Raw genomic sequence first — 24,985 nt, forward strand, 5'->3', positions numbered from 1 at the left:
CAAGGATTATTTAGAATACAATTCTACAATCAAGCTTTCGTTGATTTCAGCAGGTAAATCAGAACGATCTGGTGCAGCTTTGAACGTACCTTCAAGCTTAGAATGGTCAACTTCCATCCATGAAGGGATACCACGTTGAGCAGCCAATTCAATTGCGTTTTTAATACGTAATTGTTGTTTTGCACCTTCGTGAACTGCAATTACATCACCAGCTTTAACTTGAATAGACGCAATGTTAACACGACGACCATTTAAAGTAATGCTACGGTGAGATACAAGCTGACGAGCTTCTGCACGTGTAGAACCAAAACCCATGCGATAAACAACGTTATCAAGACGGCTTTCGAGCAATTTCAACAAGTTTTCACCTGTTGCACCTTTCACACGAGCAGCTTCTTTATAGTAGTTACTAAATTGACGCTCTAAAACACCGTACATACGACGTACTTTTTGTTTTTCACGTAATTGTAGTGAGTACTCAGATTGCTTACCACCACGAGCCCCGCCATGTTGGCCAGGAGCTTTAGCGTGTTTTTTAGTTTTGACGTCAAATGGTTTAACGCCAGATTTTAGTTGCAGGTCTGTCCCTTCGCGGCGAGAGAGTTTGCATTTTGGACCAATATAACGAGCCATGAATGTTTCTCCTTACACGCGACGTTTTTTAGGTGGACGGCAACCGTTGTGAGGGATTGGAGTCACATCGGTAATGCTGTTAATTTTATAACCCACTGCACCTAATGCACGAACCGCAGACTCACGACCTGGACCAGGACCTTTCACAAGGACGTCCAAGTTTTTCAAACCGTAATCTAAAGCAGCTTTACCAGCAACTTCAGCAGCTACCTGAGCAGCGAACGGAGTTGATTTACGTGATCCACGGAAGCCTTGTCCACCTGAGGTAGCCCAAGCCAGTGCATTACCTTGACGATCGGTAATGGTCACAATGGTGTTATTAAAAGAAGCGTGAATGTGTGCAACACCTTCAGAGACGGTACGAGTGACCTTCTTGCGTGTGCGAGTATCTTTAGCCATCTTTTAGCTTCCAGAAATCTTATTTCTTAATCGGTTTGCGCGGACCTTTACGGGTACGTGCGTTAGTTTTGGTGCGTTGACCACGGACAGGCAAGCTGCGACGATGACGAAGACCGCGGTAGCAGCCTAAATCCATTAAACGTTTAATGTTCATGGAAATTTCGCGACGTAAGTCACCTTCGGTCGGAACCTTAGCAACTTCTGCACGAATCGCATCAAGCTGAGCGTCATCTAATTCACGGATCTTTGTTGTTGGCGCGATACCAGCAGCAGCTAAGATAGTCTTAGCAGTGTGACGACCAATACCAAAGATATAAGTGAGAGAGATAACAGCGTGCTTGTTATCCGGAATGTTTACACCGGCAATACGAGCCATTCAATTTTCTCCAAAAAGGCAGTTAAGATAATCAACCGCCCCACAAAAATCTTGAGGGGCGGATAATAACCTAATTAGCCTACTGAAATCAACAGGTCTTAATCAAATTAACCTTGACGCTGCTTATGACGAGGTTCTGCGCTGCAAATTACGCGAATAACCCCATTACGACGGATAACTTTGCAGCTACCACAAATTTTCTTTACAGAAGCTTGTACTTTCATGATGAAACCTCTAAGTGCGCTTATCCCTTAGGATGAGCAGTCGTTTTTCTCATTAACGTTTGATTATCGTACTGGTGCGAGGTGAGATGTGCTTGAAGCTGAGCCATAAAGTCCATCACAACCACTACAACGATTAATAATGATGTACCACCTAAGCTAAATGGAATTCCAAATGAGCTTTGTAGAATCATCGGCATTAAGCAGACTACAGTGATGTAAATCGCGCCAATAAAGGTCAAACGACTGAGAATATGATCTAAGTAACGAGCAGTTTGCTCACCTGGGCGAATACCAGGCACATAAGCTCCGCTGCGTTTCAAGTTTTCCGAAACTTCTTTGGGGCTAAAAACTAGCGCAGTGTAGAAGTAACAGAAAAAGATAATTAACGCACCAAAGAGCACCAAATACAACGGTTGTCCAGGCGACAATACCAATGCCAAGTCTTGTAGACTACGCTTGATTAACCCAGCATTTGGATCAGCACTGCCGACCCATTGACCTAAGCTCGCTGGGAACAGAAGCAATGAACTGGCAAAAATTGCTGGGATCACACCTGCCATATTAATTTTTAATGGCAAATGCGTTTGCTGAGCAGTAAATACACGACGACCTTGTTGTTTTTGTGCATAGTTTACTGGAATACGACGCTGCGCCTTCTCAATAAACACAATTGCTGCAAGTACACCTAAAGACAATAAACCAAAAATTACCAAACCAATCAGGCTTGACTGACCACTGTCAATAGATGTGAAGGATTGCATAATTAAATTAGGCAAGCCCGCAACAATACCTGCGAAAATGATCATGGAAATACCATTACCCACTCCGCGTTCGGTAATTTGTTCACCCAACCACATTAGGAACATTGTGCCTGCAACCAAAGAGGTCACAGCTGGAACGTAAAAAGCTAGGCCTGAAGTTAAGGTAATACCTTGACCAATCAAACCTGCACACATCCCGATCGCTTGCACAAGTGCAAGGAACAACGTACCTTGGCGCGTATATTGATTAATTTTGCGTTTGCCTTGCTCGCCTTCTTTTTTCAAGGCTTCAAGCGAAGGAACCACGGTAGACATCAACTGTACGATAATCGAAGCAGAAATGTATGGCATGATCCCTAAAGCAAGAATCGACATCCGCTCTAATGCACCACCCGAAAACATGTTAAACAAACCAAGGATTGTACCTTGGTTTGCATTAAACAATTGTTCAAGTGCAGCATTATTAATGCCTGGTACTGGAATATGCGCTCCTAGTCGAAATACCAACAACGCACCAATGAGAAACATCATTCGGCGTATAATTTCACGGTATTTCACGTGAAATGGTTGGCCTTTCATCATGTGAACATGACCTGAAGAACTAGGAGACATAGACACTGGGGATTACTCCTCGACTTTACCGCCAGCCGCTTCAACAGCAGCTTTAGCGCCTTTAGTCACAGCAACACCTTGAATAGTGAATGCGCGAGTAATTTCACCAGAAAGTACGATACGAGCACGAGCCATATCTTTACGTACAACGTTCGCTGCTTTTAAAGTTTCAAGGCTAACAATGTCGCCTTCCACTTTAGCAAGCTCAGATAAACGTACTTCAGCAGTTTTCAAAGCGATTTGGCTAGTGAAACCGAATTTAGGTAAACGACGATATAACGCAGTTTGACCACCTTCGAATCCTGGACGTGTACCACCGCTCTTACGTGAGTTTTGACCTTTGATACCACGACCACCAGTCTTACCAACGCCAGAACCGATACCACGGCCTAGACGACGGGCTTCACGCTTAGCACCTTCTGCAGGTGCAAGTTCATTTAAACGCAGAGTCATGGCTTATTCCTCTACACTAACCATATAGTAGACTTGGTTGATCATACCACGGTTAGAAGGCGTATCTTGCACTTCTACAGTATGACCAATACGACGCAGACCTAAACCTTTAAGGCTAAGCTTGTGATTTTTCAAGCGGTGCGATGCAGATTTAGTCTGGGTAACTTTAATCGTTTTCATGATTGATTACCCTTGAATTTGTTCTACTGAAAGACCACGTTTCGCAGCAACCTTTTCAGGAGTTGTCATGTCACGCAAACCATTGAAAGTTGCGTTGACTACGTTTGCAGCGTTAGTAGAACCACGGCATTTAGTCAATACGTTACGTACACCTGCAGCTTCTAAAACTGCACGCATAGAACCACCCGCAATTACACCAGTACCTTCAGATGCTGGTTGCATGTAAACACGGCTTGCGCCATGACGTGCATGAATCGGGTGTTGTAAAGTACCATCTGCCAATTCGATAGTGATCATGTTACGACGTGCAGCTTCAAGTGCTTTAGAAATAGCAGCTGGAACTTCACGTGCTTTACCACGACCAAAACCTACGCGACCATTACCATCACCCACAACAGTTAATGCTGTGAAAGAGAAGATACGACCACCTTTAACAACTTTGGCTACGCGATCAACGGCAACCAGCTTTTCAACAAGACCTTCGTTTTGTTCAACTTTAGCCATGATTAGAACTCCAAGCCGTTTTCACGAGCAGCATCAGCCAAGGCTTTGATACGACCATGATATTTAAAACCAGAACGGTCAAACGCAACTTTAGTTACGCCAGCTGCTTTCGCGCGTTCTGCGATTAAAGCACCTACTTTTTGAGCTGCTTCAACGTTACCAGTTGTACCAGCACGTAAAGTAGCATCTAAAGTTGAAGCTTGCGCTAAAACTTTACCACCATCTGCTGAAATAACTTGAGCATAGATGTGACGCGGCGTGCGGTTTACACACAAACGAGTCGCACCCAATGCACGGATGTGCAAGCGTGTGCTTTTCGCACGACGCAAACGGGATTGTTTCTTTTCGTTCATAAGAACCTCGCGCCTTATTTCTTCTTAGCTTCTTTACGAAGAACAACTTCATCCGAATAACGAACACCTTTACCTTTATATGGCTCTGGTGGACGGTATCCACGGATATCCGCAGCAACTTGACCTAAAGCTGCTTTATCAGCAGATTTAAGGATAATTTCAGTTGCAGTTGGAGTTTCTGCAGTTACACCTTCAGGAAGGGTGTAATCGATTGGGTGTGAAAAACCAAGGTTAAGGTTAACAACATTACCTTTTACCGCAGCTTTATAACCTACACCAATCAATTGCAACTTACGTTCGAAGCCTTCGCTCACACCTTTTACAAGGTTGTTAAGCACAGCGCGAGCAGTACCAGCTTGCATCCAAGCATCTTTCGACTCAGCTTTAGGAGCAATAGCTAAAATACCGTCTTCCTGTTTTAGCTCGACCAGCGCATGCAGGTTGAAAGACAATGTACCTTTGCTGCCTTTCACTTCGACCTGCCGGCCGTTCTGAGTAACTGTAACACCGTTAGGTACAGTTACTGGGGCTTTAGCCACACGAGACATGAGGAATCACCTATTATTAAGAAACAAAAGCAATAACTTCACCACCGATACCTGCAGCACGTGCAGCGCGATCAGTCATGATGCCTTTGCTTGTAGAAACGATTGCAATACCTAAACCTTGCTTAACGCTTGGAAGTGCATCTTTACCGCGATACTGACGTAGACCTGGACGGCTTACGCGTTTCACAGTTTCAATCACTGGTTTGCCTTCATAGTATTTTAAAGTAATCGTTAATGTAGGTTTGCCTTCGTTGTCAGCCACTTCTACATTTGCGATATAACCTTCTTGTTGAAGTACGTTTGCAATAGCAACCTTCAACTTAGAATTAGGCATAGAAACAGTTTGTTTCTTTGCCATTTGAGCGTTACGAACACGCGTTAGCATGTCGGCAACGGTATCTTGCATACTCATTTATAGTGCTCCTTACCAGCTTGCCTTAACAACGCCCGGTACATCACCTTGCATTACTGTGTCACGTAATTTGTTACGGCTTAAACCGAACTTACGGAAGTAACCATGAGGACGACCAGTTAAACCACAACGGTTACGAAGACGTACTGGAGACGCATTACGTGGTAATGCTTGTAACTTCATCATCGCTTCAAAACGCTCTTCGTCGCTTGCATTTACGTTTGCAATCGTAGCTTTTAATTCAGCACGTTTTGCAGCGTATTTCGCAACAGTAGCTTCGCGTTTCAATTCGCGATTAATCATACCTTTCTTAGCCATATCGACCTCTTATTTGAACGGGAAGCCGAATGCACGCATAAGCGCACGGCCTTCGTCATCGGTGCGAGCAGTCGTAGTAATGGTGATGTCCATACCACGAATTTGATCAATCTTATCGAAATCGATTTCAGGGAACATGATTTGTTCCTTGAGACCCATAGAATAGTTACCACGACCATCGAATGATTTTGAAGAGAAACCACGGAAGTCACGGATACGAGGGATCGCGATAGAGATCAAACGGTCTAAGAATTCGTACATACGTTCGCCGCGTAAAGTAACTTTACAACCAATCGGCCAACCATCACGGATTTTAAAACCAGCGATTGATTTACGAGCTAATGTTAAAACTGGTTTTTGACCAGCAATAGCTTGCATATCAGAAAGAGCGCCATCTAACAATTTCTTGTCAGCAGCTGCAGCACCAACACCCATGTTGATGGTAATTTTAGTGATGCGAGGGATCTCCATCACATTCTTAACGCCCAATTGTTCTTGTAATTGAGCCTTAAGTTCGTCGTTGTAACGTGTTTTAAGTCTGGCCATTGCCTATTTCAACCTATTACTTCGCCACCGCCACTGATTCACCATTCGATTTATAAACGCGAGTTTTCACGCCATCAATCGTTTGGTAACCAACACGGTCAGCCTTTTGGGTTGTAGCATTAAAAATTGCCACGTTTGAGATATGAAGCGAAGCTTCCTGCGTTACGATACCGCCTTCAGCGCCCGTAGCACGGTTTGGCTTCTGGTGCTTCTTAACCAAGTTAAGACCTTCGACCTTAACACGGTCATTAGAAACTGACAGAACAGTACCCTGTTTGCCTTTTTCTTTACCTGCGATCACAATTACTTGATCGCCTTTTTTAATCTTAGCCATGATTGCCTCTTATAGAACTTCAGGAGCCAATGAAATGATTTTCATGAACTGTTCAGTACGAAGTTCACGAGTCACTGGTCCGAAAATACGAGTTGCAATCGGTGCTTTGTTGTTATTCAAAATAACAGCAGCGTTATCATCAAAACGGATCACAGAACCGTCTGGACGACGAATACCGAACTTTGTACGTACAACAACAGCATTCATCACGTCACCTTTTTTAACACGTGCGCGTGGAATAGCTTCTTTTACAGTAACTTTAATAATGTCGCCAACAGAAGCATAACGACGATGTGAGCCACCTAGTACTTTAATACATTGTACGCGGCGAGCACCACTGTTGTCAGCTACGTCAAGCATCGTTTCGGTTTGAATCATTGCCCTACTCCAAAACCGAGCATCACCGGTCACAATTTCGAAAGGCTCAAAGAGTACTCGAAATTGACCGATGATGCAACAAGAACGTTAATTACTCAGCAGCAGCTTCAACAACTTCAACTAAAGTCCATGACTTAGTTTTAGAAATTGGGCGGCTTTCTTTGATGGTTACAACATCACCAATCTTGGCAGTATTGTTCTCATCATGAGCGTGTAATTTAGTTGAACGGCGAATCAATTTGCCATACAACGGGTGTTGAACTTGGCGTTCAATAAGGACAACAATAGATTTTTCCATTTTGTCGCTTACAACTTTGCCAGTTAACGTGCGGACTGTATTTTGACTCATTGCCCGTTCCCCTGTTTTTCGGTAAGGAGGGTCTTGATGCGTGCAATAGTTTTACGAGTAAGCGCAACTTCATGCGATTTACCCAATTGACCAGTTGCTTTCGCCATACGAAGACGGAATTGGTTAAGCTGTTGCTCATCAAGCAAAGCTGTCAACTCTTCTACCGACTTTTCACGTAGATCTTTAGTTTTCATTACATTACCGTCCGAGTCACGATAGTGGTTTTAAACGGAAGTTTAGCAGCAGCAAGCGTAAATGCTTCACGCGCCAATTCTTCGTTCACACCATCAATTTCGTACAAGACTTTACCTGGTTTGATTTGACAAACCCAATATTCCACAGAACCTTTACCTTTACCCATACGCACTTCAAGAGGCTTAGAAGTAATTGGTTTGTCTGGGAATACACGGATAAAGATCTTACCACCACGCTTAATACGACGGCTGATTGTACGACGTGCCGCTTCAATTTGACGCGCAGTCATTTGACCACGTTCAACTGATTTAAGAGCGATAGTACCGAAAGATACTGAGCTACCACGGTGCGCTAAGCCAGTGTTACGGCCTTTTTGCACCTTACGGAATTTAGTACGTTTAGGTTGCAACATGGATTATTCTCCTTTTTCAGCAGAACGATCATTGCGACGACCACGACGCTCTTGACCTTCACCACGACCGCGACCGCGTTTAGCTGGACGTTCTTCAGCAGGTGCTGGGTTCATGACTTGCTTCATACCACCCAAGATTTCACCACGGAATACCCAAACTTTAACACCAATCGTACCGTAAGTTGTTTCAGCACGCATAGTTGCATAGTCAATGTCCGCACGAAGTGTATGCAAAGGTACACGACCTTCACGATACCATTCAGTACGTGCAATCTCTGCACCACCTAAACGACCAGAAACTTCAACTTTGATACCTTTAGCACCAGCACGCATAGAGTTCTGTACCGCACGCTTCATAGCACGACGGAACATTACACGCTTTTCTAATTGAGAAGCGATTGCTTCAGCAACTAAACGAGCATCTAAGTCTGGACGGTCAATTTCGTTGATGCTTACTTGCGCAGGAACACCCATAATAGATGTTAATTCGCGTTGTAATTTCTCAATGTCTTCGCCTTTTTTACCGATTACGATACCAGGACGCGCAGTGCTAATTGTTACTTTAGCAGCACCCGTTGGACGTTCGATAAGAATATTGCTTACCATTGCGTTCTTAAGTTTTTTAGTTAAAAACTCACGAACTTGAAGATCTTTAAGCAAGTATTCAGCGTATTGTTTCGGATTCGCATACCAGTTAGCGTTATGACGTTTCACAACACCTAGGCGGATACCGATTGGATGAACCTTCTGACCCATATCAAACCCCTACCTTAACGGTGATGTGACAAGTACGCTTAGTAATACGATCTGCACGGCCTTTCGCACGTGGCATAATACGTTTAAGGCTCATGCCTTCATCAACGTAAATCGTAGATACTTTAAGGTCGTCTACATCTAAACTGTTATTGTGTTCAGCATTTGCAATTGCAGATTCCAATGCTTTCTTAACTAAAACAGCAGCTTTTTTGTTGCTGAAGTTTAAAATGTTAAGTGCATGCGCAACAGATTTGCCGCGGATAAGATCTGCAACCAAACGTGCTTTTTGTGCCGAGATAGCGGCACCGCGTAATTTAGCAGTTACTTCCATCATAGCACCTATTAACGTTTAGACTTCTTGTCAACACCGTGACCACGATAGGTACGAGTTGGCGCGAATTCACCGAGTTTATGACCAACCATATGTTCAGAGATAATCACTGGAACATGGTTACGACCATTGTGAACAGAAATTGTTAAACCAACAAAATCTGGGAGGATCATCGAACGACGCGACCAAGTTTTGATCGGCTTACGGTTATTAGCCGCGATTGCCGCTTCAACCTTAGCGAACAAGTGCGCATCGACGAATGGGCCTTTTTTCAGAGAACGAGGCATTGTCAGATTCCTTTACTTGTTACTTAACGCGACGGTCGCGAATAATCATCTTAGTCGTACGCTTGTTGGTACGTGTCTTGTACCCTTTAGCTTTTTGACCCCATGGGCTTACAGGTTGGATACCTTTAGTACGCCCTTCACCACCACCGTGCGGGTGATCAACCGGGTTCATTGCCATACCACGAACGGTAGGACGAACACCACGCCAGCGCGAAGCACCTGCTTTACCAAGTGAACGAAGGTTGCTTTCTGAGTTAGATACTTCACCTAACACAGCGCGACACTCAACGTGCACTTTACGCATTTCGCCTGAACGTAGACGAACGATAGCGTATGAACCGTCACGACCCAACAATTGAACCGAAGTACCAGCAGAACGCGCTAATTGAGCACCTTTACCGATTTTAAGTTCGATGTTGTGAAGAGTAGCACCGATTGGCATATTACGAAGTGGTAAGCAGTTACCTGGACGAATTGGAGCATCGTTACCAGATTGAACTTGATCACCAGCACGTAAACCTTTAGGCGCAATAATATAACGACGTTCACCGTCAGCATACTTCAACAATGCGATGTGTGCAGTACGGTTTGGATCGTATTCAATACGCTCAACTACAGCAGGAATGCCATCTTTATTACGTTTGAAGTCTACGATACGGTAGTGTTGCTTATGACCACCACCAACGTGACGTGTAGTAATGTGACCGTTGTTGTTACGACCACCAGTACGTTTTTTAGCTTCTACCAACGGCGCATAAGGCGCACCTTTGTGAAGATGGTCGTGAACGACTTTCTCTACAAAGCGACGTCCTGGAGACGTTGGCTTACATTTTTGAATCGGCATAAATTTCGTCCTTATTCCGCTGCGCTTTCAGCGGTATCGCCCAAGTCAGCCATTTCAACATCTTGGCCAGCTTTCAGGGTGACGTATGCTTTTTTAACATCAGAACGGCGCCCCAATGTACGACCAAAGCGCTTAGTCTTACCTTTAGTGATAGTCGTGTTAACTTTAACAACTTCCACACCAAATAATTGCTCAACTGCTTTTTTGATTTCAAGTTTGTTTGCATTTAATGCAACTTTGAATACTTGAACACCAGCAGTTTCGCCTAAAACTTGTGCTTTTTCTGAAAATACAGGTCCTTGTAGGACTTGATATAAACGTTCGTTGTTCATCCGAGTTCTACCTCAATTTTCTTAGCAGCAGCAACAGACATTACAACTTTGTCGAACGCGATCAAGCTAACAGGATCGATTGCAGTAGCATCAACCACATCAACGTGTGGAAGGTTACGCGCTGCAAGATATAGATTCTCATCTACAGCTTCAGTTACGATCAATGCGCGAGTTGCATTCAAGTCGTTAAGTTTTGCAAGCAATGCTTTAGTTTTAGGAGCTTCAACAACAAACTCTTCAACCAATACAAGACGATCTTGGCGAACAAGTTCAGCTAAGATACATTGCATTGCACCGCGGTACATTTTGCGGTTAACTTTTTGAGACCAATCTTGTGGACGAGCAGCAAAAGTTTTACCACCACCAACCCAGATTGGGCTACGAATAGAACCAGCACGAGCGCGGCCAGTACCTTTTTGACGGAATGGTTTTTTACCACCGCCAGAAACGTCTGCACGTGATTTCTGAGCTTTAGAGCCTTGACGACCACCAGCTAAGTAAGCTGTAACAACTTGGTGTACAAGTGCTTCATTGAATTCACGACCGAACGCAACTTCAGATAACTCAACAGCAGAGCCGGAAACAGTATTTAAATTCACGTTATTTCCCCTCAAGCCTTGATCGTAGGACGTACAGTTACGTCACCACCAGTCGCACCAGGAATCGCACCTTTAACAACAAGAACTGAACGCTCTGTGTCGATAGATACAATTTCAAGACCCTGTACAGTTACGCGTTCAGCACCTAAATGGCCAGCCATTTTTTTGCCTTTGAATACGCGACCAGGTGTCTGGTTTTGACCTGTAGAACCTAGAACACGGTGAGAAACAGAGTTACCGTGAGTAGCGTCTTGAGTACGGAAGTTCCAACGCTTAACACCACCTTGGAAACCCTTACCTTTAGACTGACCAGTAACGTCAACGATCTGACCTACTGTGAACAAATCTACACCGATAGTTCCGCCAACTTCACGACCTTCAAGCTCAGCTTCTGTAGCACGAAATTCTTGAACTAAACGACCAGCAGCAACACCCGCTTTAGCGAAGTGACCTTTCTGAGCGTTAGTTACGCGAGATTCGCGACGTTCACCAGTAGTAACCTGAATTGCTTGATAACCATCTGTTTCAAGCGTTTTGATTTGAGTGATGCGGTTAGGATCAACCTCAATCACTGTAACAGGTACAGAAACACCAGCATCTGTAAAGATACGGGTCATACCGCACTTGCGACCGACTAAACCAATAGCCATGTGCATAAACCTCTAAAAAAGCGGCCTAATTAACTTAGAGTGTTAATTAACCGAAAGCCTTAACCCAATGCAATCTGAACATCAACACCAGCTGCTAGATCTAATTTCATCAACGCATCAACAGTTTTATCTGTAGGTTGAACGATGTCGATCAAACGCTTATAAGTACGAATTTCGTACTGGTCACGCGCATCTTTGTTTACGTGTGGTGATGTTAAAACGTTGAAGCGTTCGATGCGAGTTGGCATCGGGATTGGACCACACACTTGTGCGCCAGTACGCTTAGCGGTTTCTACGATTTCTTGAGCAGATTGATCAATCAGACGGTGATCAAAAGACTTCAAACGGATACGAATTCTCTGGTTAGACATACCAGTTAACTCCAAGCCAAATATATAAAGAATCACCCTTGACGCATCTCACCCCACTAATTTAAGGCAAGTGTCAAAGGCAGTGAATTATCACTAAGGTCATGATCGATGCCACGACTGTCACGATGTTAACTACTTTCTTCGCAGTTAACCCCCTTGCATAAAGGGTCGCCCATTATAACGATTGTTTAATGCATAAGCAAATCCCTTTTAGCCTTTATTGCTTTATTTTTCATGTTCTACCAATTTAATGATAGATCAATTCCAGCCATTAGCTCTCAAGTGCTTGTTTGTGCGAGTAAATAATCAATTGCTCGATTTAGCAATTGATTACCTGGCTGAAATTGACGACTTGTGCTGCGTTTCAATTCATCAGCCGCTTGCACATACGCGCCAGAAAAGATATTTTTCTCGGCATCATTATCTAAAAACAATTGTAGTACCTGTGGGGTGATTTCAGGATGGAACTGGAAACCGAGGACATGGTTGCCTATTTGATAAAGCTGATTGGTACAAACGGGGTTGGTAGCTAAGCGTATAGCACCTTTTGGTAATTCAAAGGTTTCACCATGCCATTGCATCACCTTAATTTGATCAGGCAGCTCAAAACAGGAAGCAGGTACATCACTGACCTTATACACATCATGCCAACCACGTTCTTGTTCAGGATTACGACTGACTGCTGCGCCAAGTGCATTAGCAATTAATTGCCCACCCAGACACAAACCAATTGCAGGCTTACCCAGAGACAAATAGCGACGAATCCAGCGTTTTTCTATTTTCAACCATGGGAAATTTGCCTCATCGTTTACACTCATGGCGCCGCCCATCACAATCAACAAATCAACATCTTCTACCCGTGGCAGGGCTTCAATTTCGATATTTTGTTCAGGCGGCAAGGCAAAAAATTCTGTTGCACTGATTTGTGCCTGCATCTGCTTTAAATAGGAATAGCAACTTCCGAACCCTTCTCCAGCAATGTGCTGAAAATAATGCACTCTTAATGGCGCTTGCATTTTACTCATCCTTTCTCATGTCTACCCCTGAGCTTCTGCAAAAATAGCGCCAACTTCAACAGTCATGTTGTATTTTTAAACAGTTCCGATTTTTTATAGCCTAAAGTCTGTGTTTCTCTTAAGCTAAAGCCAATACAGATTGATTTACCTGAGTGAACCTGTGAAAAAAAATGCTCAAACTGCTTTAATTCATGCACCAAGACGTGCCCCACAATATATTTCAAGTGTACAACCTCCCCTATTTCGTGCATCGACCATTATTTTTGAAAATACCAATGCCTTATTCAACCGCCATTGGACCGATGCTTATGACTATAGTTATGGTACACATGGCACACCCACCACCTTTACACTTGGTGATCAGATTGCACAAATAGAAGGCGGGCAATATTGCTTACTGGCGCCTAGCGGCCTGTCTGCAATCAACTTAGTTAATTCCTGTTTTTTAAGTTATGGCGATGAAGTTTGGGTGGCCGACAATATTTACGGCCCTAACATGGAGCATTTGCGTAATTTAGAGCAGCGTTACGGCATTACAGTTCAGGTGTATAACCCAATTGACGTTGATAGCTTTCAACCTTCTGCACAAGCCAAACTGATTTGGTTAGAAGCGGCAGGATCGGTCACACTGGAATTTCCAAACCTAACAGCATTGGTTAAAAAAGCTAAAGCACATCACATGCTCACAGCATTAGATAACACTTGGGGTGCAGGGCTTGCGTTTAATGCTTTCAATTTTGGGGACGAACATTTAAGTGTCGATATAAGCATCCATGCCCTGACCAAGTACCCAAGTGGCGGTGGTGATATTTTAATGGGTTCTGTGGTGACCCGTGATCAACATTTACATCACCAACTGTTTCGTATGCATGCAATTCAAGGTATTTGTGTATCGGGTGATGATGTCGCGCAAGTACAACGCAGTTTGGCTTCGATGCAACTACGTTATGAGCACCAAGCAAAAAGTACGATTGATTTACTCAACTGGCTAAAACTACAACCGCAATTTGCTCAGGTGTTGCATCCTGCCGATGCTACATCTGCAGGGCATGTGTATTGGAAAGAAATTTGTCGCGATGGGCACAGTGCAGGTTTGGTCAGCGTAATTTTTAAACCTGAATATGATTTAGCCGCTGTACGTCAATTCTGCGATGCTTTATCTTTATTTAAGCTCGGCTTTAGCTGGGGCGGCCCCGTAAGTTTGGTAATGCTTTACGATCTCAAGTCCATGCGTACCCTAGCGCACTCTCACTTGGCTGAGGGATTATTGGTGCGTTTTTGTATTGGGCTAGAACATCCTGCAGATTTAATTCAAGATATTCAAAATGCCTTACAACGCTTCACCGACTAATGCAGCACAGATCATCATTTTAACAATAGCTATATAAATCAGGATAAAAATATGAGTACAGCAATCGTTATTGGAAAAAAAACTGCCGACGTTCAGCAAGAGGTGGTTTTACACTCACAGTTTGCCAACCGCCACGGTTTAATTGCAGGTGCAACAGGTACAGGTAAAACCGTCACTTTAAAAGTCTTGGCAGAAAGCTTTTCACGAATTGGTGTACCCGTGTTTTTAGCCGATGCCAAAGGCGATGTTTCCAGTCTAGCCAAAGCAGGTAGCAGCAGTCCAAAGTTCGATGCACGTATTCAGAGCTTAGGTATCGAAAGCATTCCGTTTGCAGCATCTCCTGTGGTGTTTTGGGATTTATTTGCCGAACAGGGTCATCCAATTCGTACCACCATTTCTGAAATTGGCCCGTTATTATTGGCGCAAATGCTGAATTTGAATGATACCCAAGAAGGCGTGTTGTCTGCTGTATTCCGTATTGCCGATGATCAAGGTTTATTGCTGATTGATTTTAAAGATTTAAAAGCCATGCTGACCTATGTCAGCGAACATGCCAGTGAATTTAAAGCCGAGTATGGCAATCTTTCACCAGCCAGTTTAGGTGCAATTCAGCGTAATTTACTGGCTTTAGCCGATCAGGGCGGTGACAAATTCTTTGGTGAGCCGAGTTTGGATATTTTGGATTTTATTCAGACCGATAGTCAGGGACGCGGCAATATTAATGTCTTGGCTGCAGACAAACTCATGAACACACCAAAACTGTACGCCACCTTTTTACTATGGATGTTATCGGAACTGTTTGAACAATTGCCTGAAGTGGGCGATATGGACAAGCCAAAGCTGGTATTCTTTTTTGATGAAGCACACTTGTTATTTGACAATGCCAGCAGCGCGCTACAAGAAAAAATTGAACAAGTGGTACGTCTGATTCGCTCAAAAGGTGTGGGGATTTATTTTGTGACCCAAAACCCGCTGGACTTACCTGAAAGCGTATTGGGACAATTGGGAAACCGCGTACAACATGCCTTACGTGCTTTTACACCCAAAGACCAAAAAGCAGTAAAAACTGCCGCAGATACATTCCGTGCCAACCCAGACTTTAAAGTTGAACAAGCCATTACCGAACTTGCGGTAGGTGAAGCCTTAATTAGTTGCTTAGATGAACAAGGCACACCGCAAATTGTAGAACGTGCTTGGGTAATGCCGCCCTACTCATCGTTTAGCCCAATCAGCACAGAAGAACGACAAGCCTGTATCAGCCAAAGTGTCATTGCAGGCGTGTATGAGCAGCAGCTAGATCGTGAAAGTGCTTATGAAATGCTGCAACAAAAAGTTGAGCAACGTCAGCAACAAGCGGCAGCAGCAGAACAAGCAAAAATTGAAGCCAAGGAAGCTGAAGCTCGCGCCAAGCAAGAGACTAAAGAAGCCGAAGCACTCGCCAAACAACAAGCGCGCGAGCAAGAGCGTCTAGCCCGCGAACAGCAAAAAGAAGCAGAGCGCGCTGCCAAACAGCGTGAAAAACTGACTCAGGATATTGTGGGTACCTTTGCCAAAAGCGCAGCACGCAGCTTAGGGGGGTCTACAGGACAGAAAATTGTACGAGGTTTGTTAGGGTCATTATTTGGTAAGAAATAGCATGTTATAAACGATGAGGTTTGTATAAATTTCATTCATGGATGCACCACCCAAAACCTGAATGAACACTTAAAAACCTCTCGCTGTCACATCTACAAACTCCATAAAAACTTTAAAAATTATGGGATATTTTTATAATACATAATTTTTTTAAGGTTTTTCCAAAAATTGGTTGCAATCCTTATTTATAAGATGTATTTTGAATACATCTTATAAATAACAGCCATGAGAGATCGAACATGACTCCACAGCAAATTGACCTTGTAAAAGCAACTGTTCCTGTACTGCGTGAAAATGGTGTCGCACTCACAGGTTATTTCTATAATCGCATGTTGGGAAATAATCCTGATCTAAAAGAAACCTTTAACATGGGTCACCAACGTAGTGGTGCGCAGGCTCAAGCGCTTGCAGGTGCTGTATTGGCTTATGCTGAAAATATTGAAGATCCATCTGTACTTGCTCCTGTCATTGAGCTGATTGCCCACAAACACGTGAGCTTAAACATTCAAGCACCTGACTATAATATTGTGGGCGAAAACCTGCTGCATTCTATTAGTGAAGTGTTGAATATTTCGATGGAAGATCCACTGATTGATGCTTGGGCAGCAGCCTACGGTCAATTGGCTGAGGTATTTATTAATGCGGAACGTGCCATCTACGAACAGCATCAACAAACTAAAGGTAGCTGGTTAGGCTGGCGCAACTTTAAAATTGCCAAGAAAGTGGTAGAAAGTGACGAAATCACCTCTATTTACTTCGAGCCAGTAGATGGTGGCGATTTACCAAATTACGAAGCAGGTCAATATATTTCAGTACGCGTATTTGTTCCTGAACTTGGCTTGAAGCAACCACGTCAATACACGCTATCGACTAGCCCACAACAAGATTACTTACGTATTTCTGTAAAACGTGAGCCAGGCAATGGTGCAGATAAAGTGGCAGGTTGGGTATCAAACGTATTGCACCAATTACCAGAAGGTTCTGAAGTTGAAGTGTCTGCACCAACAGGTAACTTCTTCCTCATCGACAGCAACAAACGTAATGTCTTCATTAGTGGCGGCGTTGGCTTAACCCCAATGATTGCGATGTTGAACCAATTGGTGACTTTAGATGTACCACAACCTGTGACGTTCATTCACGCATGTCGTAGCAAACAAGTACATGCCATGAAACAGCATCTACAAGACTTAACTGCGAAATGTCCACGTATTCATACGTTGACTGCGTATGAGTTCCCGAACGAAGGCGATGTACTGGGTCAAGATTACGATGTTGCAGGCCGTTTAGACCTCAGCACTGTAGATGCAGCATTATTACCAGCCGATGCAGATTACTACTTATGTGGTCCTATGCCATTCATGGCAGAACAGCGCAAAGCTTTACTTGCGCGTGGCATCAAAGATGAACAAATCCATAGCGAAGCGTTTGGTACAGGTGGTGTTCGCCACTAATCCAAAGCGTTAAAAGCCAATAGGTAAGGCTAATCTAGTTATGCTAGACTAGCCTTAATTTATTTGTATTTTAAAAAAATATCTGTGCGATCATGCAATTAAATAAATTCACCGACTATGCGCTGCGTATTTTAATGTATATCTCGCGTCCACGAGATGTACCCTATACCATTGCGGAAATTGCACAGGATTTGCATGTTTCCCAGAACCATCTGGTTAAAATTGTGCACTTTATGGGTAAGCAAGGATGGCTCATTACCACACGTGGCAAAGGTGGCGGGATTCGTTTGCATCCTGAAACACTGCCTTTACGTTTAGGTCAAGTAGTGAGAATCCTGCAAGGTGAAAATCAAATTGTAGAATGTAATTCCCCGCCCTGCGTGCTACGTGCGCAATGTGGACTAAAAGGCATTCTTAATCAGGCAATGGAACAGTTTTATCAAAGCTTAGATCAATACAGTTTAAGTGAAGTATTACAGCCTGTCCCCAATTTACAGTTCAGCTCACAATCTCCAATTCCGCTGATCCATCTTTAAAAGCAGTTTAAACCGCTAAAGCAATATCATCCTAGATGTTGCTTTTTTCGGGCTTGCAGGGCGCAAAGGTCGCTTGCCTGTATGACTTGCTTTATAATGGCTGTTTGTAGACCATGAATTGAAGTTAAGTTATGCATCACAGCAGAGGAAAATCGAAAAACAGTAAGACGGCAGCACAGCCACGGCAGAAAATTAGCTACGAGAAAAAAGTAGACCCTGCCATTACTGAATACTCTGTTCGCGCCTTAAACTGGCTGCGTAAAGCCGAGTTTTTAATGAGTGCGCCTAAACTGAATTTATGTGTAGAAGATACTGGCTACGAAGTGGCTTTTGCAGGACGTTCTAATGCAGGAAAGTCCAGTGCAATTAATGCGCTAACCAATCAAAAACAATTGGCGCGTGCTTCTAAAAAACCAGGTCGCACCCAAATGATCAACTTCTTTAGTTTGGGCAACCCTGAACAGCGTTTGGTCGATTTACCTGGTTATGGTTATGCAGCTGTACCTGAAGCCATGAAAATTGTGTGGCAAAAAGAACTCGAAAATTACTTGATTCATCGTAAAAGCTTACAAGGTTTGGTGTTACTGATGGATATTCGCCATCCCTTACAACACTTTGATGTGATGATGTTGGAATGGGCGTATTCGCGTAAATTATTCGTGCATGTATTGCTCACCAAATCGGATAAACTCAACCGTGGCCCAGCCAATAAAGTATTGCTTGAAGTCAAACAGCAGTTGAAAAAGATGAAACTGGATTTCTCGATTCAATTATTTTCATCACTCAACAAACAAGGCTTGGAAGAGCTGGCAAGTGTGATGGGCGGACGTTTGAACTTCACCTTAGAACAAGCGCATCAATTTGATTTAGACAGCATTCCAGAAGCAACAGGCGATGATGTTGATGTTGATGTTGATCAGCCTGAATTTTTAGAAACTGATGATCCAACCACATCTGATACTAAAACCAAATAATCCATTAAATTACTGACTATTGGTCTATCAAATAAAGTCCTATTCGCTCAATATCGAATAGGACTTTTTATTTACATTTCCACCTACATTTTACAGCGTAATCACAATTTTTCTCACCACCAAAGTTGCACTTTACAACGCAGACAGAAATGCCCTACTGTCAAGATCATAACAATTAGCCACTTCAATAATGACATGAGATAAGGAGATCAAACATGCAGGCACACATTTCAGTGATTACCTTAGCGGTAGAAGATTTACAACGTGCACTCGATTTTTACCGCGACGGCTTAGGACTTGCGACTGAAGGCATTATTGGGCAAGAATTTGAACAAGGTGCGGTGGTCTTTTTTGAACTGCAAGCCGGCTTAAAACTGGCTTTATGGTCTAAACAGAGTCTGCAACAAGATACAGGCTTGACAGGTACAGCCAGCAATGCCACACAAATCACATTAGGACATAATGTGCATAGTCCTCTTGAGGTCGATCAGGTATTGAAACAAGCACAAAATGCAGGTGCAAAAATTTTAAAACCTGCACAGAGCACCTTTTATGGTGGTTATGCAGGCTATTTTCAGGACTTAGATGGTCATGTTTGGGAAGTGGTCTACAACCCTTGTTGGGATTAATCTGCTTTGGATCATACTTTTATCCACTGCAATAAAATAGGATGATGCCAAAAATTTGACTCGATTTTAAACCCAATATCAGGAATGAAGCGCAGGGTCATCACGAGTATGCCGATCGACCACCACACTAATCATCATATCGCCCTGTACATTGACCACCGTACGCACGGTATCCAACAAACGGTCGATTGGCAATAAAATCGCAATCGCTTCTGCAGGCAAGCCCACAGATTGCAATACCATAATCATCGTCACCATACCCGCACTTGGAATACCAGGTGCGCCCAAAGACGCGATCATGGCTGTGGCACAGACAATTAACTGCTGCCCTAAACTTAAATCCAGCCCCATTAAATTGGCAACAAACAACGCCGCTGCGGCTTCATACAGTGCCGTACCATCCATATTCAGTTGCGTACCGAGCGGAATCACAAAGCCTGCGGTTTGCGGACGCACACCTAAATTTTCCTGCGCACATTTCATCGAAAGTGGCATAGTCGCAGAACTAGAACTGGTGGCAAAAGCCGTAATTAAGGCAGCACGTGTACCCTTAAAAAAGGTGATCGGGTTCATTTTGCCAAATATCCACAGCAGCAAAGGTAAGACTACCGCGCCATGAAAAATTGTGGTGCCTGTGACCACCGCAGCAAATTCTGCCAAACGACTCAGAACTGAAATATCTTCGGTTGCGACTAATTTCGCCAATAAGGCAAAAATCCCAAAAGGTGCTAATTTCATTACCCAGCCAATCATCAACATCATGATTTCAAAAAATTGCTGACTGAGTTTACGCACCGTTTTAAAGTGCTCCCCGCCTTTGACCAATGCCACACCCACCAATAAAGCAAAAATCACCACCGCCAAAACATTACCCTCGGCAAAAGCTTTAAACGGATTAATTAAGGTGTTTTGAATAAAATTGGTAAAAAACGATGATGGCGTTAGGGTGTCTGGGGTTTGATGTTGTGCCATAGCATCTTGAAACATCAAAATATCTACGCCTTTACCAACTGCAAATAAATGAGCACATGCCAAACCTAAAATTAAAGCCAACGTCGTGGTGGTGACACAGCATGCCAACGTAATTTTCCAAACCCGACTCAATTGTCCCACAGCCTGTAAGTTCGACACGCCGACCACAATTGAGCTGAAAATCAGCGGTATGAGTAACATTTTTAATAAACCAATAAAAATACTGCTCATCAAACCAACGCCATACAAACTGGCGCTAAAAAAAGTGCTGTCTGGAAATAGATTCAAAACAAAACCAAACACCACGCCCAAAATTGCGGCAATTAGAATTTGTGTATTGAGGCTCATACGCAATTGAGTTTTTTAATGTGATGTTTGGACTATGCCATGTGGCCGAAATTGAATCGAGTATTTTTTTCTACTTTGACAAGATTCAGATCACGCCTCAAGAATAAAAAAGCCGACATGGATGTCGGCAGATGAATCTGAATTTTAAAAGGCTATATTTATTGCGTTTCGATTTCACGTAAACGAATCAGTCCTTCCTGACTGGTGCTACACACCAATTCACCATTTTGCCACATACGTCCAAAGTTCAAACCACGCGAACTAGAGCTAATGGTGGCTTCCATGTCGTACAGCATCCAGTCATCCACACGGAACGGTTTATGGAAATACATGCTATGGTCAATACTGGCACATTGTAAACTTGGCGATAAATAGCTCAAACCATGCGGGCGCAGCGCTGTCGTCATTAACGTGAAGTCTGAATAGAATGCAGCAATCGCCTGATGCAAAGATACTTCATCCACCTCTGGCGAAATGCTGTCATGAGTGCGGATGTAATGTGCATAAGCAGGGGCTTCAGGCTGTGGCAAAAACGGATTGCTCGGATTAATCGGACGAATCTCCACCAAGCGATCACGCATAAAACTGGCACGCACGTTTTCAGGCACAAACTCGACAATATGCTGTTTGAGTTCCGCTTCGTTTTTTAAGGATTCTGCCGCAGGATAGTTAGGTTCTGAAATTTGATAATTCAAACCTTCTTCTAGCGGTGCAAAGGACACCATTGCTGTAAAAATGGTACGTCCATGCTGAATCGCACGCACTTGACGGCTAGAAAAACTTTTACCATCACGCAAACGGTCAACTTCATAAATAATAGGTGCGTTGACATCGCCACCAAACAAGAAATAGGCATGCAATGAGTGCGCAGGACGATCAGTGGTATAGGATGCAGCACGTAAAGCCTGTCCCAAAACCTGTCCACCAAAAACACGTTTACCCACCAAGTTACGACTGATACCTCGGTAGATATTTTCTTCTAACTTTTCTAAACAAAGAAGTTCAACCAGCTCTTGTGTGAGTGCGTTCATAACTAACCTATGTATGGCGGAAATTTGGGATGCAAAATCGACGTCAATGAAAAAATAAATCGTCAAAATAAGATGACGCTTTCAAGCCTACTATTTTGCCATACATTCTGCGTCTTTTATCCATCCAAGACTGACCACTGTGTCACAACTTAGCCGATTAATTTTGCTAAAAATACGATTTTTAACGATAAAATCTAACAATATTTATGCAAATTATCTAAAAATGCAGCGCCATTATTAGATACAATGACGCAAAATAAATTCCCTACTGGCTAGGGACTTAGGTGATGAAATAGGAGTGAGTATGTCCAAGCGTGGTTTTGGTCAAATGTATCGTCAGCTTTCTAGTAAGCTGCTTGACCTTGTGGTGACACCGCATGTTTTGGGTGAAGTCCCTGTCAAGGATGCACAAAATGCAGACTCAGACGCTACTCGCACCAAGATAACCTGCTATGTCTTGCAAAATCACTCACGTAGCAATGCTTTGGTGGTCGATGGCGAAACACGTCGCTTAAAACTCACGCCTGCGCTTGACCCTTTAGTGATCGGCTCACATAAGGAAAAAGCCTCGATTTTGTTTTTACAGCATCACGATGAGAACAACCTACTCAATCCACCACCTTATGCTTTTCCGCCACGCTTGTTACGTTTAATTGAACAATTAGAACAACACCCAGAAATTGATATTGAACTGATCCCTGTGACCGTATTGTGGGGACGTTCTCCAGACAAAGAAGATTCGTGGTTTAAACTGCTGTTTACCGATACTTGGGCAACGCCTGGTACAGTCAAGCAGTTAATGAATATTGGGGTGCATGGTCGGCAGTCTTATTTGGAATTTCACGAACCGCAATCATTACGTGCTTTAATTGAACATGCCAAAACTGAGCATCCAAACCTGTCGCCTGCGACCTTTATTGTCAACACGCTAAATAATTACTTAGATGGACAGCGTGAAGTCGTACTTGGCCCTGACTTGTCTGACCGCCGCAATGTCATGCTCAGTCTAATCAAATCTCCCGATGTGCAAGATGCCATTCGTCGTGAAAGTTTGCGCAGTAAAATTAGCGTGATTGAAGCCGAGCGTCGCGCGATCGGCTATTTAAATGAAATTGTGTCGGACTATTCTCATGCAGCGGTACGCTTTGCCGATATGGCACTGACCCGCTTATGGACACAATTATACGATGGCGTGGAAGTACATAATTTCAGTACCGTGCGCGAACTGGCCAAAGACTATGAAATTATCTACACCCCATGTCACCGCAGTCATATCGACTATTTATTGCTGTCTTATGTAATTTACAAACGCGGCATGATGGTGCCGTACATTGCTGCGGGCGATAACCTCAACATGCCATTTGTAGGTCAATTGCTCCGTGGTGGTGGTGCGTTTTTTATCCGTCGTACTTTCCGTGGCAATGGCTTATATACCACCGTCTTTAAAGAGTATTTATTCAGTATTTTGTCGCGTAACACACCGCTTGAATACTTTATTGAAGGTGGACGTTCACGTACAGGCCGTTTGTTACCCCCTAAAACGGGCATGTTGGCCATGACCATTCACAGTCACTTACGTGGTCGTGCTAAACCGATTGCTTTTGTACCAACATATATTGGCTATGAGCGCCTGATGGAAGGCTCAACCTATGTCGGCGAAATGCAAGGCAAGCCAAAAGAATCTGAATCGCTCATCGGCATTTTAAAAACCATGCGCAAGATTGAACGGATTTTTGGCAAGGTGCATGTCAACTTTGGCGAACCTGTATTTTTAGATGAAGTACTGAAACAACACGATGCAGAACATATCAGCATTGAAAAAAATGATGATCCAATTCCGCCACAAGTGTCAGATGCAGTAAACACATCCGCACATGCGATTTTGGAAAACATTAACCGTGCTGCTGTGATTAACCCAGTATCTTTGTTATCGCTGATTTTACTGGCAACACCAAAACATACCTTGGATGAAGAAATTTGTGTGAAGCAGCTAGACACTTACCGTAATCTGCTCACTGCCCTGCCTTACGATGAGCGCACTCAAGTCACGCCATTGTCAGGCAAAGAAATTATTGCCTACGGCTTAAAACTCAAACTGATCAAACGCGTGCAACACGTTCTGGGCGATATTATCGCGATTGAAGACAATCAGGCGGTGTTACTCACCTACTTCCGCAACAATATTTTGCATGCCTTTGTCTTGCCATCATTAATTGCTGCGTTAGTGAAACACAATGGTTCTATTCGTCGTGGCGATCTCATCAATGTCATTCGAACCTTATATCCGTTCCTGAAAGCTGAGCTATTCTTAAAATGGCAAGATCAGGAACTCAAAGAACAAATTTGTGCTTATGTAGAAGCTTTAATTCAGGCCAAATTGATTTCTGAAGATACAGAAGGCAATTTGATTTCTCCTGCACCAAACAGTGAAGATCACAACCAACTGGTGGTCTTGGCTGCACCTGTAATGCAAAGTTTAGAGCGATATTACATGACGCTGGCGCTGATTACACAACGCGGCTCAGGCAATATTTCGGCACGTCAGGTCGAAGAATTGAGCCATTTGGTCGGTCAGCGTTTATCAGTGCTGTATGAATTCAACTCACCTGAATTCTTTGACAAAGCCTTGTTCCAGAGCTTTATTAAAGTCTTGACCCAGCAAGGTTATATCAGCACCAACAGTGACAATGCGATCGTGTTTGATGACAACTTTAAAAACGTCGCACAATATGCCAATTTAGTGTTGGACGATGTGACTTTGCAGATGCTACAACACATCACCACCTTTAGCGATGAAGAATTGCGTGAGGCGTTAGAAGCACTTGCTGCACAACAGGCGAAGAAACGTTTGAAACGTAAGAAGAAGTAATTTTAAGGTTCTTCTC

General features: G+C 43.4%; 35 protein-coding genes and 1 pseudogene. 7 read left to right on the forward strand and 29 right to left on the reverse strand.

Annotated elements, in window-relative coordinates; all coding sequences use genetic code 11:
• Positions 1–6: 6 nt before the first annotated feature.
• The 27 genes and pseudogenes from rpsD to K1T76_RS11535 all read right to left on the reverse strand — a co-directional run bounded on the left by rpsD (position 7) and on the right by K1T76_RS11535 (position 13,173).
• Positions 7–633: a 30S ribosomal protein S4 gene (gene rpsD, locus K1T76_RS11405; RefSeq protein WP_004786890.1), complete on the reverse strand. Its 627-nt coding sequence runs from the start codon at positions 631–633 to the stop codon at positions 7–9.
• Between the two features lie 12 nt (positions 634–645).
• The gene (rpsK, locus tag K1T76_RS11410; RefSeq protein ID WP_001040166.1) at positions 646–1,032 is read right to left on the reverse strand and encodes a 30S ribosomal protein S11; all 387 of its coding nucleotides are present in this window, start codon (positions 1,030–1,032) and stop codon (positions 646–648) included.
• 19 nt (positions 1,033–1,051) lie between these two features.
• Positions 1,052–1,408: a 30S ribosomal protein S13 gene (rpsM, locus tag K1T76_RS11415; RefSeq protein WP_004974734.1), complete on the reverse strand. Its 357-nt coding sequence runs from the start codon at positions 1,406–1,408 to the stop codon at positions 1,052–1,054.
• A gap of 107 nt (positions 1,409–1,515) precedes the next feature.
• A complete protein-coding gene (rpmJ, locus tag K1T76_RS11420; RefSeq protein ID WP_000867907.1) occupies positions 1,516–1,632 on the reverse strand; it encodes a 50S ribosomal protein L36 in 117 nt (38 codons plus the stop codon).
• 20 nt (positions 1,633–1,652) lie between these two features.
• The gene (gene secY / locus K1T76_RS11425) at positions 1,653–2,972 is read right to left on the reverse strand and encodes a preprotein translocase subunit SecY (protein WP_230245658.1); all 1,320 of its coding nucleotides are present in this window, start codon (positions 2,970–2,972) and stop codon (positions 1,653–1,655) included.
• A gap of 45 nt (positions 2,973–3,017) precedes the next feature.
• Entirely contained in the window at positions 3,018–3,458 is a 441-nt protein-coding gene (rplO, locus tag K1T76_RS11430; protein ID WP_004974728.1) for a 50S ribosomal protein L15, read from the reverse strand.
• Positions 3,459–3,461: 3 nt separating this feature from the next.
• Positions 3,462–3,638: a 50S ribosomal protein L30 gene (gene rpmD, locus K1T76_RS11435; protein ID WP_004786899.1), complete on the reverse strand. Its 177-nt coding sequence runs from the start codon at positions 3,636–3,638 to the stop codon at positions 3,462–3,464.
• A gap of 6 nt (positions 3,639–3,644) precedes the next feature.
• On the reverse strand, positions 3,645–4,142 hold the full coding sequence (rpsE, locus tag K1T76_RS11440) for a 30S ribosomal protein S5 (RefSeq protein ID WP_004974725.1): 498 nt from the start codon (positions 4,140–4,142) through the stop codon (positions 3,645–3,647).
• Between the two features lie 2 nt (positions 4,143–4,144).
• Entirely contained in the window at positions 4,145–4,495 is a 351-nt protein-coding gene (rplR, locus tag K1T76_RS11445) for a 50S ribosomal protein L18 (protein WP_004281497.1), read from the reverse strand.
• A gap of 14 nt (positions 4,496–4,509) precedes the next feature.
• Entirely contained in the window at positions 4,510–5,043 is a 534-nt protein-coding gene (gene rplF, locus K1T76_RS11450) for a 50S ribosomal protein L6 (protein WP_004974722.1), read from the reverse strand.
• 16 nt (positions 5,044–5,059) lie between these two features.
• Positions 5,060–5,455, reverse strand: coding sequence for a 30S ribosomal protein S8 (gene rpsH / locus K1T76_RS11455; RefSeq protein WP_004974720.1), 396 nt, complete (start codon positions 5,453–5,455; stop codon positions 5,060–5,062).
• Between the two features lie 12 nt (positions 5,456–5,467).
• Positions 5,468–5,773 (reverse strand): 30S ribosomal protein S14, encoded by a 306-nt coding sequence (rpsN, locus tag K1T76_RS11460; RefSeq protein ID WP_004825185.1) that lies wholly within the window; start codon positions 5,771–5,773, stop codon positions 5,468–5,470.
• A gap of 9 nt (positions 5,774–5,782) precedes the next feature.
• Positions 5,783–6,319, reverse strand: a complete 537-nt coding sequence (rplE, locus tag K1T76_RS11465; protein WP_004974719.1) for a 50S ribosomal protein L5 — start codon at positions 6,317–6,319, stop codon at positions 5,783–5,785.
• Positions 6,320–6,335: 16 nt separating this feature from the next.
• Entirely contained in the window at positions 6,336–6,653 is a 318-nt protein-coding gene (gene rplX / locus K1T76_RS11470) for a 50S ribosomal protein L24 (RefSeq protein WP_004974717.1), read from the reverse strand.
• A gap of 9 nt (positions 6,654–6,662) precedes the next feature.
• Positions 6,663–7,031 carry a 50S ribosomal protein L14 gene (gene rplN, locus K1T76_RS11475; protein WP_001982634.1) on the reverse strand — a complete coding sequence of 123 codons (369 nt, stop codon included), beginning with the start codon at positions 7,029–7,031 and terminating at the stop codon, positions 6,663–6,665.
• 91 nt (positions 7,032–7,122) lie between these two features.
• A complete protein-coding gene (rpsQ, locus tag K1T76_RS11480; RefSeq protein WP_019836860.1) occupies positions 7,123–7,380 on the reverse strand; it encodes a 30S ribosomal protein S17 in 258 nt (85 codons plus the stop codon).
• A complete protein-coding gene (gene rpmC, locus K1T76_RS11485; protein ID WP_004650482.1) occupies positions 7,377–7,574 on the reverse strand; it encodes a 50S ribosomal protein L29 in 198 nt (65 codons plus the stop codon). Before rpmC ends, rpsQ begins: the two co-directional genes overlap by 4 nt.
• A complete protein-coding gene (gene rplP / locus K1T76_RS11490) occupies positions 7,574–7,987 on the reverse strand; it encodes a 50S ribosomal protein L16 (RefSeq protein WP_004691317.1) in 414 nt (137 codons plus the stop codon). The genes rpmC and rplP overlap by 1 nt, the downstream gene beginning before the upstream one ends.
• Positions 7,927–8,743: pseudogene (gene rpsC, locus K1T76_RS11495) on the reverse strand (30S ribosomal protein S3). The gene rplP and the pseudogene rpsC overlap by 61 nt, the downstream one beginning before the upstream one ends.
• Before the next feature lies 1 nt (position 8,744).
• The gene (gene rplV / locus K1T76_RS11500; protein WP_001982638.1) at positions 8,745–9,074 is read right to left on the reverse strand and encodes a 50S ribosomal protein L22; all 330 of its coding nucleotides are present in this window, start codon (positions 9,072–9,074) and stop codon (positions 8,745–8,747) included.
• A gap of 11 nt (positions 9,075–9,085) precedes the next feature.
• Entirely contained in the window at positions 9,086–9,361 is a 276-nt protein-coding gene (gene rpsS, locus K1T76_RS11505; protein WP_004673001.1) for a 30S ribosomal protein S19, read from the reverse strand.
• A 19-nt stretch (positions 9,362–9,380) separates the two neighbouring features.
• Entirely contained in the window at positions 9,381–10,205 is an 825-nt protein-coding gene (gene rplB / locus K1T76_RS11510; RefSeq protein ID WP_004974706.1) for a 50S ribosomal protein L2, read from the reverse strand.
• 11 nt (positions 10,206–10,216) lie between these two features.
• Complete coding sequence (rplW, locus tag K1T76_RS11515) at positions 10,217–10,537, reverse strand: 50S ribosomal protein L23 (RefSeq protein WP_004974703.1); 321 nt, start codon at positions 10,535–10,537, stop codon at positions 10,217–10,219.
• A complete protein-coding gene (gene rplD, locus K1T76_RS11520; protein WP_019836861.1) occupies positions 10,534–11,136 on the reverse strand; it encodes a 50S ribosomal protein L4 in 603 nt (200 codons plus the stop codon). The genes rplW and rplD overlap by 4 nt, the downstream gene beginning before the upstream one ends.
• An 11-nt stretch (positions 11,137–11,147) precedes the next feature.
• Complete coding sequence (gene rplC, locus K1T76_RS11525; protein ID WP_230245410.1) at positions 11,148–11,786, reverse strand: 50S ribosomal protein L3; 639 nt, start codon at positions 11,784–11,786, stop codon at positions 11,148–11,150.
• 59 nt (positions 11,787–11,845) lie between these two features.
• On the reverse strand, positions 11,846–12,157 hold the full coding sequence (rpsJ, locus tag K1T76_RS11530) for a 30S ribosomal protein S10 (protein ID WP_000070912.1): 312 nt from the start codon (positions 12,155–12,157) through the stop codon (positions 11,846–11,848).
• A gap of 278 nt (positions 12,158–12,435) precedes the next feature.
• Positions 12,436–13,173, reverse strand: coding sequence for a type 1 glutamine amidotransferase (locus K1T76_RS11535; RefSeq protein WP_019836863.1), 738 nt, complete (start codon positions 13,171–13,173; stop codon positions 12,436–12,438).
• 160 nt (positions 13,174–13,333) lie between these two features.
• Between K1T76_RS11535 and K1T76_RS11540 the strand changes: the two genes are divergently transcribed.
• The 6 genes from K1T76_RS11540 to K1T76_RS11565 all read left to right on the forward strand — a co-directional run bounded on the left by K1T76_RS11540 (position 13,334) and on the right by K1T76_RS11565 (position 19,749).
• Positions 13,334–14,524, forward strand: coding sequence for a PLP-dependent transferase (locus tag K1T76_RS11540; protein ID WP_230245411.1), 1,191 nt, complete (start codon positions 13,334–13,336; stop codon positions 14,522–14,524).
• 51 nt (positions 14,525–14,575) lie between these two features.
• Positions 14,576–16,159, forward strand: coding sequence for a helicase HerA-like domain-containing protein (locus tag K1T76_RS11545; RefSeq protein WP_230245412.1), 1,584 nt, complete (start codon positions 14,576–14,578; stop codon positions 16,157–16,159).
• Positions 16,160–16,398: 239 nt separating this feature from the next.
• Positions 16,399–17,610 (forward strand): NO-inducible flavohemoprotein, encoded by a 1,212-nt coding sequence (gene hmpA, locus K1T76_RS11550; RefSeq protein ID WP_230245413.1) that lies wholly within the window; start codon positions 16,399–16,401, stop codon positions 17,608–17,610.
• Between the two features lie 92 nt (positions 17,611–17,702).
• On the forward strand, positions 17,703–18,146 hold the full coding sequence (locus K1T76_RS11555) for an RrF2 family transcriptional regulator (protein ID WP_230245414.1): 444 nt from the start codon (positions 17,703–17,705) through the stop codon (positions 18,144–18,146).
• 131 nt (positions 18,147–18,277) lie between these two features.
• Positions 18,278–19,120 (forward strand): ribosome biogenesis GTP-binding protein YihA/YsxC, encoded by an 843-nt coding sequence (yihA, locus tag K1T76_RS11560; protein ID WP_230245415.1) that lies wholly within the window; start codon positions 18,278–18,280, stop codon positions 19,118–19,120.
• 215 nt (positions 19,121–19,335) lie between these two features.
• On the forward strand, positions 19,336–19,749 hold the full coding sequence (locus K1T76_RS11565) for a VOC family protein (protein WP_230245416.1): 414 nt from the start codon (positions 19,336–19,338) through the stop codon (positions 19,747–19,749).
• Positions 19,750–19,827: 78 nt separating this feature from the next.
• Here the strand turns inward: K1T76_RS11565 and K1T76_RS11570 are convergent, their stop codons facing one another.
• Both K1T76_RS11570 and K1T76_RS11575 read right to left on the reverse strand, forming a co-directional pair.
• The gene (locus K1T76_RS11570) at positions 19,828–21,069 is read right to left on the reverse strand and encodes a dicarboxylate/amino acid:cation symporter (protein ID WP_230245417.1); all 1,242 of its coding nucleotides are present in this window, start codon (positions 21,067–21,069) and stop codon (positions 19,828–19,830) included.
• Positions 21,070–21,227: 158 nt separating this feature from the next.
• A complete protein-coding gene (locus K1T76_RS11575) occupies positions 21,228–22,100 on the reverse strand; it encodes an acyl-CoA thioesterase (protein ID WP_230245418.1) in 873 nt (290 codons plus the stop codon).
• A gap of 304 nt (positions 22,101–22,404) precedes the next feature.
• Here K1T76_RS11575 and plsB point away from each other — a divergent pair, with 304 nt between their 5' ends.
• Entirely contained in the window at positions 22,405–24,969 is a 2,565-nt protein-coding gene (gene plsB, locus K1T76_RS11580) for a glycerol-3-phosphate 1-O-acyltransferase PlsB (protein WP_230245419.1), read from the forward strand.
• The last annotated feature ends 16 nt before the right edge of the window (positions 24,970–24,985 follow it).

The sequence above is a fragment of the Acinetobacter sp. PW68 genome (assembly GCF_020982655.1).
Taxonomy (GTDB): domain Bacteria; phylum Pseudomonadota; class Gammaproteobacteria; order Pseudomonadales; family Moraxellaceae; genus Acinetobacter; species Acinetobacter towneri_A.